A 16130-nucleotide genomic window follows, 5' to 3' on the forward strand; every position below is an offset into this window, starting at 1 on the left:
TTGCCGATGGCCCACGTGGTCCTCAAAGATCTCGTCAAGACCTATGGCGGCTTCAAGGCCGTCAACGACGTTTCACTGACGGTCAACGACGGCGAGTTCGTTGCGCTTGTCGGCCCTTCAGGCTGCGGAAAGACGACCACGCTCAATCTCGTTGCCGGGCTGACCCCGATCACATCGGGCGACATCCTCATTGGCGACCAGGTGGTCAACGATCTCGACCCCAAGGACCGGGACATCGCAATGGTGTTCCAGAACTACGCGCTCTATCCGCAAAAGTCGGTCTACATGAACCTCGCGTTCCCGCTACAGATGCGCAAACTGCCCAGGGACGAGATCGACAAGAAGGTTAAGGAAGCGGCGCGCGTGCTCGACATGACGCACCTGCTCGAGCGCAAGCCGCGCGAACTTTCGGGCGGGCAGCAGCAGCGTGTGGCGCTGGGCCGTGCTCTCGTGCGCGATCCCGCGGTGTTTCTCATGGACGAGCCGCTCTCCAACCTCGACGCGAAACTGCGCGTACAGATGCGGTCGGAGATCAAGCGCTTCCACCAGGACCTCAAGGCGACGATCATCTATGTGACGCACGACCAGCTCGAAGCCGTCACCATGGCCGACAAGATGGCGGTGATGAACGGCGGCTTCCTGCAGCAATACGATTCACCGGCGCAGGTCTTTGCCCATCCGGTGAACATGTTCGTCGCCAGCTTCATCGGCAGCCCGGCAATGAGCCTCATTCCGCTGGAGACATTGACGGCGAACGGCAACACCGTGCTGACCAGCGCGGAGGGCTGGAGCCTCGGGCTCTCGCCGCGCAACGTCCAGAAGGTCACGGGGGCAACGACCAGGAAAATCGTGCTCGGCGCACGCCACTCGACGATCAAGCTGCACAAGAGCGCGGTGCAAGGCGGCATCCCGGCCAAGGTCTACACGGTGGAACCAACCGGAGACGTCACCTTCGTGCAGGCCTTCCTGTCCGGTGCCATCGTCAACGTCAGCGTGCCGCCCAACATTGCCGTCGCGCCCGACGAGCGGATCTGGCTCGAGTTCGACCAGGAGCGGATGCATCTGTTCGACGGTGAGACCGAGATGGCTCTCGAGGTCGACTGAGACAGGGCGGATGCGTGTGGGACGCGGGCGTGGATGACTACGAAACTTAAGATCACGGCGATCAAACCCTATCCGGCATGGGTGGGAACGCGCAATCAGATGCTGGTCAAGGTCGAGACCGACCAGGGCATCTTCGGCTGGGGCGAGAGCGGCCTGAGCGGCCGCGAGAAGGCCGTGGCCGGCGCGGTCGAGCACTATCGCGAGTTTCTCATCGGCCGCGATCCCATGCAGATCGGGCGGATCTGGCAGGAGGTTTATCGCAGCCAGTATTTCGAAGGCGGTCGGGTTCTGCAGGCAGCTATTTCGGCCATCGATATCGCCCTTCACGATATCAAGGGCAAGGCGCTGGGGGTGCCGGTCTACGAATTGCTGGGCGGCAAGCAGCGCGACCGGATCCCCACCTTCGCCTCGACCGGAGACGAGGCCGAGGGCGATGTTGCCATCGAGCGGGCCCGCGAACTGCGCGCACAAGGCTGGCAGGCGATCCGCTTCTTTCCCGTCGGGCAAAACAGCAGGGATGTTTTCGAGCCACGCGAGTCGATCGGCGCTACCGCGACCATGCTGAACAAGGCGCGCCGGGCGCTGGGTAACGATGTCGTCCTCGGCATCGACTATCATCATCGGCTGTCGGTGGCGGAGGCGGCGAGCTTCTGCAACAAGCTCGACCGCAGCGTGCTCGATTTTCTCGAGGAGCCGATACGCGACGAGACGCCGGAAGCCTACGAATCCCTGCGCACGATGACCGACATCCCCTTCGCCATTGGCGAGGAATTTGCCAGCAAGTGGCAGTTCCTGCCCTACATCGAGCGCGGTATCCACCAGTTCAACCGGCTCGATATCTGCAATGTCGGCGGGTTCACCGAGGCAATGAAAATCGCTGGCTGGAGCGAGGCGCACTATGTGGACCTGATGCCGCACAATCCGCTTGGTCCAGTGTGCACGGCCGCGACCGTGCATCTGGCCGCCGCGGTCCCCAACTTCGCGTGGCTCGAGACCAGGGCGCCCGAAGCAAGGCTTGGCTTCGACAATTCCGAATTTTTCCCGGTGCAACCACGGCTCGACGGCCCCGACTACCCCGTCGGCAATCTGCCGGGGCTCGGCGTCGAGGTCAACGAAGAGGCCGTCCAGGCGCAGAGCTTCCGTTTCTGGGAAGCGCCCCACCTCAAGCGCCGCGATGGTTCTGTCACGAACTGGTAGTTCCCTTTCAATCGGAGTCCACAATGACGCATAGTTCCGACATCACGCGGCCGCCGAAGGATCTGATCGACGCGCTAAAGGAGATCGGCGCCGCGACGGTTGCCGGCACGCTTGGCCATATGGGCTTCCGCAATCCGCATATGGTCGGCCCGGTGGCGCAGAACCACGGGAGATCGATCGTCGGACCGGCGCTGACGCTGCAGTTCCTGCCGCAGCGGCCCGATCTTTTCAACGAGGGAGAATATGCCGATCCGGAAACACAGCTGCACCGGCATGTGCTGTACCACGCACAGGAAGGGGATGTGGTCGTGGTCGATGCGCGCGGCGACATGAGTTCGGGCGTCTTCGGCGATATGATGTCGACGTATTTCAAGGGCAGAGGCGGCGCGGGCATCGTCATCGACGGCTGCATGCGCGACCGGCCCAATGTCGAAAAGCTCGATCTGGCCCTATGGCTGCGCGGCTGGACGCCCAACTACCATGTGCAAACCAGCATTTATCCCAATGCCGTCAACGTTCCGATTGCCTGCGGCGGTGTCACCGTGATCCCCGGCGACATCATCGTCGCCGACGATGATGGGGTGGTGGTGCTACCCCTTGCGATGGCCGCGAAGGTGATCGAAGAATCCCAGAAACATCACGACTGGGAGGAGTTCTCACGCATGAAGCTCATGGAGGGCGGGTCGTTGCAACGCTATTATCCGCTGCACCCAAGTGCGACCGAAGAGTACGAGGCTTGGCGGGCAACCAACCCAAAATTTTGATGGACGATCGAGATCCCGAAATGTCTCATGAAGGGCAGGCGAACCGCCAAGTCCCAGACGGGCGTTAGTCACGCGTTACGGACAGTCCTGCGACAAGCGGAGCGTACGCGGCGAGCCTGCGGGATACGAACTCCGTGAAAAGCCGAACGCGCTTCGTCTTGCGTGTCTCCCCCTGCGTGAGAATCCAGAGTGTCCCATGCATGGGCGGGTTGGTGCCCGGCACCCTCACGAGCAGGGGGTCGGCATCTCCGACAAAGCACGGCAGTTTCGTCATCCCGATCCCTTGCTGCGCCGCGATGATCTGCGTCTCGGCATCCGGAGTCCTGAACGGAGCTCCCGTGATGTGAACTTCTCCCTCGCGCGCCCAGTCCGGAATTCCATGATTGTCTATTGCGATCCACCGGAGGGGATCAGGCGTGCCCGCACGCAACGCGGGTAGTCGATCGCGAGACATGTAGACGCCGCTGAACACCTCCGGTCCCTTCAGGCCGTGAAGATTGAGCGGCAGGGTCTTGCGGTCGGCGACAATGCGGATCGCGACGTCGGCCTCTCGGCTAGTCAGATTCGCCACCTCGCCAGTGGTCAAGATTTCCATCTCGATGTCCGGATGCATACGCGCGAAGTCGGCGAGATCCGGCATGAGCAGGTGTGTGGCGAGGAACGGTGGAACTGTCACCCGCAAAAGCCCGCGCGCGCTCTGGTCGCGACCGAAGACACGCGTCTCCAGCTGGTGCGACGACGCTTCCATCTGGTTCGCGAGCTCGAGGACCTCCTCGCCCGCAGCCGTCAGGCGGTAGCCCGAAGGCAGCTTTTCGAACATCTGCGCCCCGAGGCGTTCCTCAAGTTGAGCGATGCGTCGCAGCACGGTCGAGTGATACACGCCGAGGCGCTCGGCGGCAGCCCGCACCGAGCCGCCGCGCGCGGCGGCAAGAAAGTAGCGAACGTCATCCCAGTCAATCATGGTGCATTCCCGCGCCGCCAGCTGCGCCTTCCGAAGCCCATTCTAGCACGCCGAGCTGTAATGTGCGCGACTGTTGCGGCGTTCAATCGTCTGACTGGATCGTTTTCGCACCACCGATGTGCACGATTCCGCACTCACCGCCCGACTTCGGCGATCCCATGTTCAGGCTCTCGGGTTGACCCACCGTACAGCCAAAGACCCGAGATGGCGAAACGAAGGACGCACGACATGAACAGACTGAATGGAAAGACCGCCGTGATCACCGGCGGCGCTACCGGCATCGGCCGCGCCGCTGCAAAACGCTTCATCGAGGAAGGCGCCTTCGTCTTCATCTTCGGCCGCCGGCAGCAAGCGCTCGACGCCGCTGTGGCGGACCTCGGGCCCAATGCCCGCGCGGTGAAAGGCTCGGTCTCGGATGAGGCCGACCTCGACCGGCTCTACGCAGCGGTTAAGGCCGAACGCGGAAGCCTCGACATCGTCTTCGCCAATGCCGGGGCTGGAGGCCCGCTTCCGCTCGGCCAGATCACCGCCGAGCACATTGACGAAGCCTTCGACACCAATGTGAAGGGTACGATCTTCACGGTCCAGAAAGCGCTGCCGCTGATGGGTCCGGGGGGTTCAATCATCGTGACCGGATCGAGCGCCGGCACAACGGGCGCCCCGGGGTTCACTGCCTACAGCGCGAGCAAGGCGGCAGTCCGCAACCTCGCGCGGACCTGGGCGGAGGACCTGAAGGGCACCGGCATCCGCGTAAACGTGCTGTCGCCCGGGGCGACCGCGACCGACCTCGCGAAGGAAGCGCTGGGCGAGGAAGGACAGAAGGTCTTCGCCTCGATGACTCCGCTCCAGCGCATGGCCGATCCGGCGGAAATCGGGGCGGTGGCTGCCTTTCTCGCGTCGTCGGACAGCAGCTTCATGACTGCCAGCGAGGTCGCCGTCGACGGCGGCCTGGCACAACTCTGACGCCGGCGCGTTCCCGCGCCTGGCCCACACAACGAAGGATAGAAGATCATGAAAAAGTTAGAAAATAAGGTCGCTGTCATCACCGGCGGAAGCAGCGGGATCGGCTTGGCGACAGCCAAGCGCTTCGTTGAAGAAGGCGCGCATGTCGTGATCACCGGGCGACGAGAGAAAGAGCTGAAGGAGGCCGCGGCCTTCATCGAGAGAAACGTTACGACGGTCGCAGGCGACGTGTCGCGCTTGGAGGATCTGGACCGGGTCTATGCCGTCGTGAAAGAGAAACACGGCCACATCGACATTCTCTTCGCGAACGCAGGCGCGGGGACAATCGCACCTCTCGCGGCAGCGACTGAGGCCCATTTTGACCAAACCTTCGATGTGAATGTGAAGGGGTTGTTTTTCACGGTACAGAAGGCGCTTCCACTATTCAGTGACGGCGGTTCGATCATCCTGACCTCTTCGGTCTCCAACGTGTTGGGGCTGCCAGGGTTCAGCGCCTACGCTGCGAGCAAAGCGGCGGTGCGAAACTTCGCGCGCGCTTGGACACTGGAGCTGAAAGATCGGAAAATTCGCGTGAATTCAATGAGTCCCGGACCAATCGAGACCCCGGCATTGGCGACAACGACGGGCCTTACCCCCGAGCAAGCCGAGCAAGCGGCCGCCCAGTTTGCTTCACAGATCCCAATGGGTCGCAGGGGCAAGCCAGAGGAAATCGCGGCTGCCGTCACGTTCCTTGCTTCTGACGAAAGCTCTTACATCACCGGCGTAGATTTCGCCGTTGATGGAGGCATGGCCCAGGTCTGACCTCAGCATCACACAAGATCGGAGAAACATCATGAGCTACGCAATTATCGGCTTCGGCAATATCGGCCGAGCCCTCGCCAAGGCATTTGCTCGCAAGGGCATCGAGGTATCCGTCGCAACCACGCGCGACCCGGAAAGCTTTGCCGCGGACGCGGCCGCGATCGGGCCTACGATCATCCCCAAAAAGCTGGCGGACGCGCTCAGGGCGGACATCATCTTTTTGGCAGTCCGCTTCGAGTCGCATCCCGATGTCGCGAAGGCGCTGTCCACCTGGAAGGGGAAGACCATCGTCGATGTGACCAATGCCTACGGCGTGCCTCCTGAGGATCTGGGAGGACAACCTTCTTCCAAGTTCATCGCGCAGGCTTTCCCCGGTGGACGACTGGTCAAGGGTTTCAACCATTTGGGCGCTGCCACCCTTGACCAAGATCCAGCAGTGCATGGTGGCAAGAGAGTCGTGTTCCTGGCGAGCGACGATGACGCTGCCGCAGCGGAGATTGGTACGCTCGCGGAAAATCTCGGCTTCTCGCCGATCAAACTTGGCGGGCTTTCGGAAGGTGGGCGGCTGGTCCAGGCGCGCGGAAATAGCTGGGGTCATCTGATCTTTAAGGACCTGGTCAAGTTCGACTGATGAACACGACGTGCCCACCGGCAGGGTCACGATGCACGGATCGGACCGAGCGTGATCCGGTCCGTGCGAAATAGGAAATTCCCATGACTGTCGAGAAGACCATCCAGACCGTGAGGGACTTCTTCGCCGCGATCGGCCGGGTTTTGGTCGTCGGCTCCGGGAGGGGAAGAATCAAAGCCACGAACAAGACGTTCGAGGACGACTGGATCTTCGCCATCACGGTCCGGGACGGCAGATTGACCAACATCCGGGAATACGTCGACACACAAGCACTGGCACGCGCCTCGCAGATGGACGCGTCCGGATCGGCGTAGCGCTTGCCGTCTGCGGCCATCGAATGGGGTAGACGGCGGATCAGCCGTGGATCGCCCCCTCGCACGCTGGCGCTCGTCGAATGCTCAATCGAAAGGAGATCTCGATGTACGACCAATCCAAGCTATCCGAGTTGATCCGGTTCGCACGCGCAGATGCGGGCTTCACCGTCATCGACGTCTACCCGGGCAACGGCGACTGGACCCGCGTCTTCTCAGACATCGTGGGACCCCAAGGACGTGTCTACAGCTTCGTGCCGGCCGAAGTGGCCCACTTCAAGGACGATCCGGTCGGCCGCATGCGGACGCTCGCGAAGGAGCCGGGCCGAGAGAACATCGAAGCCGTCTCGGCGGACCTTGTGGCGATGCCGGAGGTCACGCAGCCAGCGGATGTTATATGGCTGCATCTGTTCTACCACGATCTCCACACCGCTTTGATTCAGGCCAGGGGCGCGACGGCAGCCGACTTCAATCGAGCCGTCTATGAGCGGCTGAAGCCCGGTGGTTCCTACGTTATCGTGGACCACGCCGCCGCCGTTGGGGCCGGCACGAGCGAGGCACAGTCGCTACATCGGATCGAGCCTGCATCCGTTCGCGAGGAGGTGGAGGCGGCCGGTTTCATCCTGGACGCGGAAAGCACCATGCTGGCGAACAAGGACGATCCGCACTCGAGCAAGGTGTTCGATCCTTCGATCAAGGGCAAGACCGATCGCTTCGCCTTTCGCTTCCTGAGGCCCTGACAGTGAGTCATCCGCCCCACAGTGGCTCAGCTCCCGCAAGCGTGAAAGCGTTGCCGTTTCCACACGGAGGGGCCTTGGCTGTCCGTTCTCTTGAGCAAAGGTGCTGGTGTAACGCAGCCCTCTTGAACAGGAGAAAATTAGTGTCAACGCGGATCGGAGAAGATTGTGAGCTATGCGATTGCAGGATTCGGTAAGGCAGGCCAGGCCTCGCGGCAGATCTGCGGGTCGCCTAGTCTAGAGTCTATCGGCGCTATCGGCGACCTAGGATCCCTCACTCCCACTCGATTGTTTCTAACTCAAGTAGGTCATTGATCTATCTCGGTTTTTCTTATTTGTGACGCGCTACGCCGACCTATAGGCCGCCAAAATGTTACGCTTTTGATTTTAAAGCGAAAATCGCCGCAAAAAATATTTGAGGTTGCACCAACTATCGGGACCAATCGGGCGATTTTTTGCTCCTGGCGGAGTCCGAGGGCGGCACCATAGAGTTTCGAAAGTACCGTCACCACTCCAACAAAGGTATTTTCGTTGGAAATCAATGATCCCGGGCACGCTTATAGACGCGGCTATTCTATTGATTTTATTGCTTTTTTATGGACAATAATCAGAAACTTTCCCGCTGGCCGGATGCGCGACAGCGGTAGGCTTCGGCTGCGGTAGGGGCGCTTCAGTTCGAGTTGGTGTCGAATTCGACCTTGCATCGCTGGCCGGCGGGCAAACGGTTGCCGGCATTGGGCAGCATGATGCGCACGCCGAACGTCCTGCTGGCAGCGTCCAGCACCCTGTCGATCACCTGAACCGTGCCGACCTGGACTTCATCGCGCGGCTCGCTGACGGTCACCTTGACGGCGAGGCCGACGCTGAACTTACTGTATTCGCTGTCGGCGACGAAAGCTTCTACGCTCAACGGGTCGAGCTGTGCGATCGTGGCCAGTTTCCCGTTCTGGTCGAGGTATTCCCCGGCATATAGCTTGCGCTCCATCACAATACCGTCGATCGGGCTGAAGATAACCTTCTGGCCCAGCACCGTTTTTGCTCGAGCGAGTTCGAGTTCCAGAATGCGCTTGCGCGTTTCGGCGAGGGCCACTTCGCGCTTGGAAACCTCCATTTGCGCGACCGCTTCCTCGACGGCATCCTTCGAGGCGACGTTCAGACTGGCCAACCGCTTGGAGCGGTCCATGCGGCTTAAGGCCAGTTGATAGCGTGCCTGCTGAGCCTCGATTTCCGACGTGTTGGCCGCCTGTTCGGACATCAAGTCAACCGTTGACAGCTCGGTGCTGGCATTCATCCGGGCCAGGATTTGACCCTTCTTGACGATGTCGCCACGATCGATCAGTACCTCCTCCAGAAGGCCAGGTACAGGGCTGCCTACACCCACCACGATCGAAGGGTTGACGACGCAATCGAACGCCGCTGCATGAGTTGCGCCAGCCAGAAACACGGTGCCTATGGAGAAGATAGCTCGCAGCATTTAACGTGGCTCCCTGCCCGCTGCGGCCTCTCCAGCCGCCAGCCCAAGTCTATTCGGATTTGCCGGAGAAGGCGAGCAGCACACCCAGCCGCCGGTCCTGATCGAGAAGGTCCTTGCGCTCCGATGCGTGCGCGCGTTCGGCGCGCATCTGCGCCACCCGAAACAGCGCAAGCGCGGCGCGGCGCCTGAACCAGCCTTGACGCCGGCTGGCCCACTCGACAAGGCGTGGCGGCGCGAGATCGAGGATCGGATCCTCCAGCGAAAGAATGGCCCGCGTTGACCCCCGGTCTCCCTTGCGCGCCGTCCGCCCCTCCATCTGCCGGTCGATCCGACGGGCATCATGGCGCTCGCTCAGCACGACATGAAGCCCACCCATTGCCAGCGCCTCTGGATCGACCTTGATGTCCACGCCGCGCCCGGCCATGTTGGTCGCGACCGTCACCGTTCCGACACGACCCGCGCCCGCAATGACATTCGCCTCGTCCGCGCTCTGTTCGGCATTCAGCACGGCATGCTCGATGCGGGCGCGGTCGAGACACGCGCTGAGTTCCTGCGACGCCGAGACCGAACGCGTGCCGATCAGTACCGGCCGTCCGAGGGTCCGCATCGTCTCAACCTCCTGCACGATGCGGTTCCATTTCTCCTCGCGCGTCGCACATACAATTGGCGCGAGCTTCGCGCGCCGGGGCGGCACATGGGTCGGCACGGCGAGAACCGACAGCCCGTAGACGGCGCCCAGTTCGCCTTTGACCTCGTAGGCTGTGCCGGACATGCCGGCGAGGCGCAGATAGCGACGAAAGAAGCGCTGATAGGTGATCCGCGCGGCGGTGCGTTTGCGCGGCGTCACCTTGCAGCCCTCCTTGAATTCGATCAACTGATGAAGGCCATCGCTCCAGGTGCGGTCGGCCATGATGCGTCCGGTGAATTCGTCGACGATCTGGACTGTCTCGTCGGCGACCAGATAGTGTTCGCCGCGTCGGAAAAGCAGCAAGGCGGAGAGTGCTTGCCTGGCCGATTCCTCGCGTCGGATGCGGTTGCGCCAGAATCCGTCGGCCGCCTCAGCGCGCGTCCAGAGCCTGTCCTTGCCTGCTTCCGTCAATTCGATACGGCGCCGGTCCGGCAACAGCGAATAGTCGACATCCTGCTGAAGGTCCTCGACCAGACGAAACGTCTTTTCCGCCCAGTCGCGTTCGTCGACGGAGTTGCTTTCCTGGGAGATGATCAGTGGCGTACGCGCCTCGTCGACCAGCGCGCTGTCGGCTTCGTCGACGATTGCCAGGTGCAGACCGCGCATGACCGTTTGCGAATTCTCATTGCCGACCTGGCCGAAGCCGCTGAGCTTGCGGTGCAGCAGCCCGGTTCTTTGGCCAAGCGCCATGCGATCGCGCAGGTAGTCGAACGTAACCTCTTTGTTGCTCGCATAGACAATGTCCGACGCATAGATTCGTGGCCGCCCTGCCCTGTCGCCACTCTGGATCAGGCCCGTGGTCAGGCCGAGAAAGTCATAGACGGGCTTGAGCGTCGCAAGGTCGCGTTCCGCCAGATAGTCGTTCACGGTTATGACGTGAACCGGCGTGCCAGCCAGCGCCGCTGCCGATGCGGCGAGACCGGCGGTGATCGTCTTTCCTTCGCCAGTCGCCATTTCCGCCACCCGTCCGTCAAGCATTGCGAGGCCGCCCAGAATTTGAACGTTGTGGTGGCGCAGTCCGAGCTTGCGCCAGGATATCTCGCGCACGATCGCGAAGCATCGTTCGATGTTCGCCTGGGTGAGGCCGCCGCGACGCATCACCCCGCGGAACGCCGCGACCCGCTCGAGAAGCTCAACTTCGGTTATGGCCGCATAGTCACGCCCCAGGACCTCGATGCGAGGCAGTGCGCGATACATCCGCCTGAGCCTCGCTCGCTCCCGTAGCGGCGAGGTCACGCCGACCAGCCACTGATCCAGCCAGTCGAGGAATTTCGGCGCCGGGTCTTCCCGCTCGGCGCCGAGATCGAGGGCGGGAAGCAAGACGCCGGCCGGTTGCCCGGCCGCAGTCAAGCTCCTACTCCACTACGCTCGAGTGATATCCCGGTCGTCACCTGGTCAAGCCTGCTGCCCACTATCCTCGGCCTCGGCCTGCAGCCCGGCATCCGCGCTTCGTCCACCGCCTTTGTGCGCCGGCGATTTGCCGTTTTCCCGTTTCGCTTTGGCGGCCTCTGGTGCCGGTTCCGGTTTGTCCTCCACATCCAGGGCCGGGGCAGGCATCCGCTCCAGCATGTTGGCGAAGTGCCGCAAGGAGTGGAGGTGAAGATAGGTGCACTCCAATTCGTCATTTCCGAACAAGGCTTGCAGGTCGGCGACATCGATCGCCTTCAGCTTCTCCCGGTCGACCGTCATGAAGCCGGCCAGAGAATGACGCTCGCCGCTGTTCAAATTGAACTGCGCCTGCATCGGCTGCAGCAACCCGAGCGACTTCAGACGATCGCAATATTGCTTGGTGCGCTGAAAGCGCGATTGATAATCCTGAAGGAAGCCAAGCACCTCTTTCAGGTAGCGCGTCTGCTGTCCGTCGCTGTCGAACAGGCGCTCGCCGCGGCCCTCCCGGTTGATGCCTTCAAAGCTCTCGTCGATGTTGAGGATGAACGTTCGGCCGCCGGCATCGGAAGAGAAAACAAACGGATAGCGCCGAACGAACGCCGGAATATACTTGCCGCTCCAGTTGCCGGCATCGTCGACATAAAGGTTTTCGGTCTGCTTCACGCCGAGAATGACCGCCGGCATGATCGAGTGTTCGGTGCCCGCGAAAACGATCGGGTACTCCGCCGCTGCCTGCGCGAATTCGACAGCCGTCACCGGTACCGAATTCACGTTTCGGGCGAAGCTGTAGGAGTGACCCGCCTTGATTGAAACATCTCTGTGGCGGTCTGAGGTCACCGGCTTTGCGTCTTGGTAGAAAAGAAGTTGAACAGTCATGAGAACTCTCCTCGAGGTTAAAAAGGGCCAATCGTCGTTTTAACAGTATATATCGGCACTGAATCCGAAGTATTGTCTCTCATTTATTTGTATAAGTAAATAATTTATCGAATTTTTGGCGCACTCATTAGGCGTTCTAGTTAACTTAATCCAAATATTAACTCCTCCGGTAGCGCAGGTCATACCTTGTAGACCCGCAGAAAAACCTGTCTGATCCAGCGATAGGTCCGTTCGTAAAGCGGGACATTGCCGTGAAAAAAACGGACATAGATTCGCCCGCCGATGCGGTCGATCTTGCTTGGATTGGCCAGCGCCAGTTCCAGATGCATCAAATTGGCAAGCACCCGCTTCTGCGCATGATCGGTCGGATCGAGTGAGAACTGGCCACCGCCCACCGTGCTCAATGCGGCGTTCGGCAAAGTCGCGGTCAACGACGGCACTTCGCGTATGATCTTGGCGGAATGGGAAACCGACAGGTCTTCGACGAAGCGTACGTCGACGAACTCCGTATGGTTGCGAACCAGGTCGGCGTCGCCCTCCGGGATCACGGCGCGTAATGTCGGCTGGTCGAACCGCGTCACATAGGCCAGCGTCTCGCCACGGCGCACAAACTTGCCTTCGAGATCATTTGAAGAGGGAACGATCAGCGTTCCACTTGCCTGAGCCCGGACTGTCAGCGCCTCGGCACGGTCGCGGGCCAGGACCAGGTCGGCGCGCGCCAGCCTGAGTTCTTCGGCCACCACTTTGGCGTTGACCTTGTCCAAGACGTCGAGCTTTTCGAGGCGGCGCTCAAGCTCCCCGACCCTCAAATCCAGCAGGACGGTCCGCGCCTCCAGCAGAGGGTCTTCCAGCCGCAAGATCGGGGCGCCTCGCTCAATCCGGGCACCGGGCGTCGCGACAATTTCCGCCACAACGCCATCGACACCGGCATTGACGACGCCGTCGCCCGGCAGCCAGACGACTCCCTGCGCGGCGGTCGCGTAGGGTAGCGGGATGACAAAGAACGGCAAGGCTACCAGTGCGAGGCTGGCTGCAACGACGGCGAAGGCCCTCCCCCTCGTTTTTCTCAGGGATGGGCTCGTGAACAGGAACCACAATTGGCGCGCCAGCGGCACGCCAACCATCAGCACCAGCGCCCACCCAGCCATCATCATGCCGACGACAAAGTAACGCTGGCTGACCAACGTGACGATCGCCACCATGACGCCGATCCGGTAGAAGAATGACGTGACGCCGTAGCTGAACAGCCAGAACTCTTCGCCCTGTGCGGTTGCCGGCGTTTCGGCGCTTTCGATACCGAACAGATAGTGCTGAACCAGATAGCCGAGATATTTGGTCGCGCGCTGACCAAGGTTCGGTATCTCGAGAATGTCGCTCAGGACGTAATAGCCGTCGAAGCGCAGCAGTGGATTGCCATTGAACAGCAAGGTCGAGACGCCGCCGATGAGCATCACGTTGAATGCGAAGGCGCGCACCAATCCGGCCTCGGCGTTCAGCCAGACGATCAGCGCCAGACAGGCCAACAACCCCTCGACGACAATGCCTGCCGCACCCACCAGGGCGCGCTGCCACTTGTCCCGGAATGCCAGGCTTTCCGACGCGTCGACGTAGGGCACCGGCATGAATACGAGCAGCATCACGCCGATCTCGTGCACTTCGCCGCCCCAACGTTTGACGGCGTAGGCATGCCCCAGTTCATGCAAGGTCTTGATAAAGGGGTAGGCGATCAGGATCAGGACAATATTCTCGGCCGAGAGAACCCTGTCAGTCACGTCGCCGGTCAGCGCCTGCCAATCCATCGCAGCAAGGAAAATCGAATAGCCAACCAGCGCGAGGAAAGCGATGCCGCCCAACCAGGATAGGAACGGCCGCACCAGCGGATAGGTCGCGTTCAGGAACTCGTTCGGATCGAACAGCCCGACGCGAATAGCCAGCGGATTTGCGAATTTCGACAGAAGTTTACGGTTGTGCTGTTTGCTGGCGCGGTCGGCGATTTCCTCAATGTCGGGTGGAATGTCGCCAAACAGCACATCCGAGGCGTGAAGCTGCCCCAAAAGGCGGATCACCGCGTCTTGTGTTATGATCTTTTCGTGGAGGCGTTCGCAGGCGCTGTCCCACACTTCTTGCATGGTCCGCCGGCCGGTCATCAGGCTGATGATAAAATAGGCCTCCGGCGTGAAGCGATGGAAGCGGCCTGAGGTCCGATCCTGCATTACATACCAGACCTGGTTACGGAAGATCGTGCGGTGGATGCTCACTTGGCTCCGCAGCCGCGGCTTCAATTGCGCGACGCGATACCAAGACGAACTGAAATAGCTCCCGTCCATGGTCAGCCCGCCCAGCGCCAGAGGGTCAGGCGCAGCCAGTCGATCATCTGCTGGGTGTAGACGAAGAACAGCAGCCGTTCATCCACATGGGTCTTGCTGACGCCCTCCATGCCGGGGCGCAGCCGCTCGAGGGATCCGGCGAGCGAAGCTTCGACCATGAACGAGTTGCGGCCGTTGCCCTGTCGCGAGACAGACGTAATCTGTTCGATCTTGTATGGCAGCGGTTCCCTCGGCAACGCGCTGACCCGCAACTGGCCGGTTTGGCCGATCTTGATGTCGTCGATGTCGCTTTCGTCGACTTCCAGGACAACGCGGTAAGAATCGAGCGGCGCGATGTGAAACAATTCCTGGCCACGCTCGACCGCCGCGCCGACCGACTGCGACAGATCGCCGGAGACAATGAATCCATCAAACGGCGCCACCAGCCGGGTGCGCCGTAGCTGTTCGTCAATCAGCGACAGCTGCGCGTCCGCCTGCTTGATCTGAGCCTCGATGATCTGGCTTTCGGCACGCTCGCCACGCGCCAGCGCGCGGTCAAATTCCGTTTCCTTCTGAGCCTTGGTGGTGACCAGCCGCAGCCGCTCGAAATTCAGATCCTGATCGTCAAGCTGCGCCAGCACCTGATCCTTGCGCACCGTTTCGCCTGCCTTGGCGAATTCCGACAGGACATAGCCGCTGAATGGGGCAACGATGGTTCGCTGCACCGAACCTCGAATGACAGCAGGCGCAGTTACCGCATAGGGCGAAGTGGCGACGCTCAGATAGGCCGCTATCGCCACCGCGGCCAGCGTCGCAATCTTGCGCCCGATAAAGCGCGGGCCAAGCAGCCTCTTGATCTGGATCCAGCCCGCTTCGATCGCCTTGGTGAAGATCGTCCGGTCGTTACGGCGTTTTTCCTCGAGCACCGGTCCGACCACGGCCGCGACTGCATCGCAAAGATAGATCGTCTCCTGGTCAAAGCTTGCATCGGCGGGCCGCAGGAAGGTGAGCGCGCCCGTCATCGTGCCGTTGCTCTGCAGCGGCACGGTCAGGGCAGCGCCGTTCTTGTACTGGCGTGTCAAGGCTTCGTGCGCGATGCTGACCCGATATTCCTGACCCTGGCGCGGTGGCGCGACGACCACGGCGCGCTGGTCGATTGCCTCGTCCATCGCCGCCGCGATGTCGCGCATGAAGCTGACCTTGCCGTCGAATGCCGCCGAATGCGACACCGCCGCAACGCGCGTCCAGCGCCGGCGCATCACGCCGACGGCGACCGGGTCGCAGTTCAGCCGCATGGCAAGTTCGGTGACGAGGGCGGTGCAAGCGCCCTTGTACCGCTTCTTCTCGATCACCGCCGCCAACATATCGAACGCAAAGCGGCTGCGCTGCGCGGCCTGTTCGCTCTGATCGCTCATGCCACGGCGCAGATGCACCTCCACCCAGCCGCAAGCCCACTGGATCTTGCGCATGATGTCGGTGAAGGCAGCGTCGTTTCGCTTCACGGCAACGGCACAGGCTCCGAACAGATGCCCGTCGATGAGGATGGGTGACGCGATGATCTGTGTGTTGTCCGCCGGACCCGATACACTGACGCCCTGACGCTTTCCCGTGGCCATCTCGGCGGCGGCGAGAAGTCCACTGACCGGCGACTGTGAGTTCGGCCATGCAGCGGCCAGCACATAAGGCCCGGTATCGGCTTCCCCGAGCACCAGGGCTGCTGCCGAGGCATCGGCAATCTGGCGGCACAGAAGGCCCAGCCATGCACCGATGAACTCATCCGACGTTCCGGCCGCACGGAAGCGTGTCCACAGCGCCTGGTCCAGAACACTGTAGCTGACGATGCCGGCATCATCCAGCATCCTGTGGGTATCACCTTCAAGGATGCTATCGGCCATGGACACCCGTTTCGAAGCGGCGCGCGCAGTTCG

General features: G+C 61.5%; 13 protein-coding genes and 1 pseudogene. 8 read left to right on the forward strand and 6 right to left on the reverse strand.

The genetic code is table 11. The features are described 5' to 3' along the window. The first annotated feature begins 6 nt into the window (after positions 1-6). Genes LB524_RS04585 through LB524_RS04595 form a run of 3 tightly spaced genes read left to right on the forward strand, consistent with a single transcriptional unit; the run spans position 7 to position 3065 of the window. Entirely contained in the window at positions 7-1104 is a 1098-nt protein-coding gene (locus LB524_RS04585; RefSeq protein ID WP_140665604.1) for an ABC transporter ATP-binding protein, read from the forward strand. 33 nt (positions 1105-1137) lie between these two features. After that, positions 1138-2301, forward strand: coding sequence for a mandelate racemase/muconate lactonizing enzyme family protein (locus tag LB524_RS04590; RefSeq protein WP_224523964.1), 1164 nt, complete (start codon positions 1138-1140; stop codon positions 2299-2301). 23 nt (positions 2302-2324) lie between these two features. Further along, a complete protein-coding gene (locus tag LB524_RS04595) occupies positions 2325-3065 on the forward strand; it encodes a ribonuclease activity regulator RraA (protein ID WP_224523968.1) in 741 nt (246 codons plus the stop codon). Positions 3066-3129: 64 nt separating this feature from the next. Here the strand turns inward: LB524_RS04595 and LB524_RS04600 are convergent, their stop codons facing one another. Beyond that, positions 3130-4026: a LysR family transcriptional regulator gene (locus LB524_RS04600; RefSeq protein WP_224523974.1), complete on the reverse strand. Its 897-nt coding sequence runs from the start codon at positions 4024-4026 to the stop codon at positions 3130-3132. A gap of 228 nt (positions 4027-4254) precedes the next feature. Here LB524_RS04600 and LB524_RS04605 point away from each other — a divergent pair, with 228 nt between their 5' ends. The 5 genes and pseudogenes from LB524_RS04605 to LB524_RS04625 all read left to right on the forward strand — a co-directional run bounded on the left by LB524_RS04605 (position 4255) and on the right by LB524_RS04625 (position 7472). Beyond that, positions 4255-4989, forward strand: a complete 735-nt coding sequence (locus LB524_RS04605; RefSeq protein ID WP_015319204.1) for an SDR family NAD(P)-dependent oxidoreductase — start codon at positions 4255-4257, stop codon at positions 4987-4989. Between the two features lie 48 nt (positions 4990-5037). After that, positions 5038-5790 (forward strand): SDR family NAD(P)-dependent oxidoreductase, encoded by a 753-nt coding sequence (locus LB524_RS04610; RefSeq protein ID WP_140715461.1) that lies wholly within the window; start codon positions 5038-5040, stop codon positions 5788-5790. Between the two features lie 31 nt (positions 5791-5821). Next, complete coding sequence (locus LB524_RS04615; RefSeq protein WP_224523976.1) at positions 5822-6421, forward strand: NADPH-dependent F420 reductase; 600 nt, start codon at positions 5822-5824, stop codon at positions 6419-6421. Positions 6422-6546: 125 nt separating this feature from the next. Next, positions 6547-6735, forward strand: a pseudogene (locus LB524_RS04620) (nuclear transport factor 2 family protein); the annotation flags it as partial. Between the two features lie 104 nt (positions 6736-6839). Continuing rightward, positions 6840-7472, forward strand: coding sequence for a class I SAM-dependent methyltransferase (locus tag LB524_RS04625; RefSeq protein WP_224523979.1), 633 nt, complete (start codon positions 6840-6842; stop codon positions 7470-7472). Between the two features lie 667 nt (positions 7473-8139). Here the strand turns inward: LB524_RS04625 and LB524_RS04630 are convergent. From LB524_RS04630 to LB524_RS04650, 5 genes are all read right to left on the reverse strand, one after another. Then, the gene (locus tag LB524_RS04630; RefSeq protein ID WP_224523981.1) at positions 8140-8943 is read right to left on the reverse strand and encodes an efflux RND transporter periplasmic adaptor subunit; all 804 of its coding nucleotides are present in this window, start codon (positions 8941-8943) and stop codon (positions 8140-8142) included. A 49-nt stretch (positions 8944-8992) separates the two neighbouring features. Continuing rightward, complete coding sequence (locus tag LB524_RS04635; RefSeq protein ID WP_224523984.1) at positions 8993-10981, reverse strand: prepilin peptidase; 1989 nt, start codon at positions 10979-10981, stop codon at positions 8993-8995. Between the two features lie 45 nt (positions 10982-11026). Then, entirely contained in the window at positions 11027-11896 is an 870-nt protein-coding gene (locus LB524_RS04640) for a SapC family protein (RefSeq protein WP_224523986.1), read from the reverse strand. Positions 11897-12075: 179 nt separating this feature from the next. Next, positions 12076-14178, reverse strand: coding sequence for a peptidase M50 (locus tag LB524_RS04645; RefSeq protein ID WP_224523996.1), 2103 nt, complete (start codon positions 14176-14178; stop codon positions 12076-12078). A gap of 47 nt (positions 14179-14225) precedes the next feature. Next, positions 14226-16097 carry an HlyD family efflux transporter periplasmic adaptor subunit gene (locus tag LB524_RS04650; RefSeq protein ID WP_224523999.1) on the reverse strand — a complete coding sequence of 624 codons (1872 nt, stop codon included), beginning with the start codon at positions 16095-16097 and terminating at the stop codon, positions 14226-14228. Positions 16098-16130: the final 33 nt, after the last annotated feature.

The sequence above is a fragment of the Mesorhizobium sp. ESP6-5 genome (genome assembly GCF_020164695.1).
Taxonomy (GTDB): Bacteria; Pseudomonadota; Alphaproteobacteria; order Rhizobiales; family Rhizobiaceae; genus Mesorhizobium; species Mesorhizobium australicum.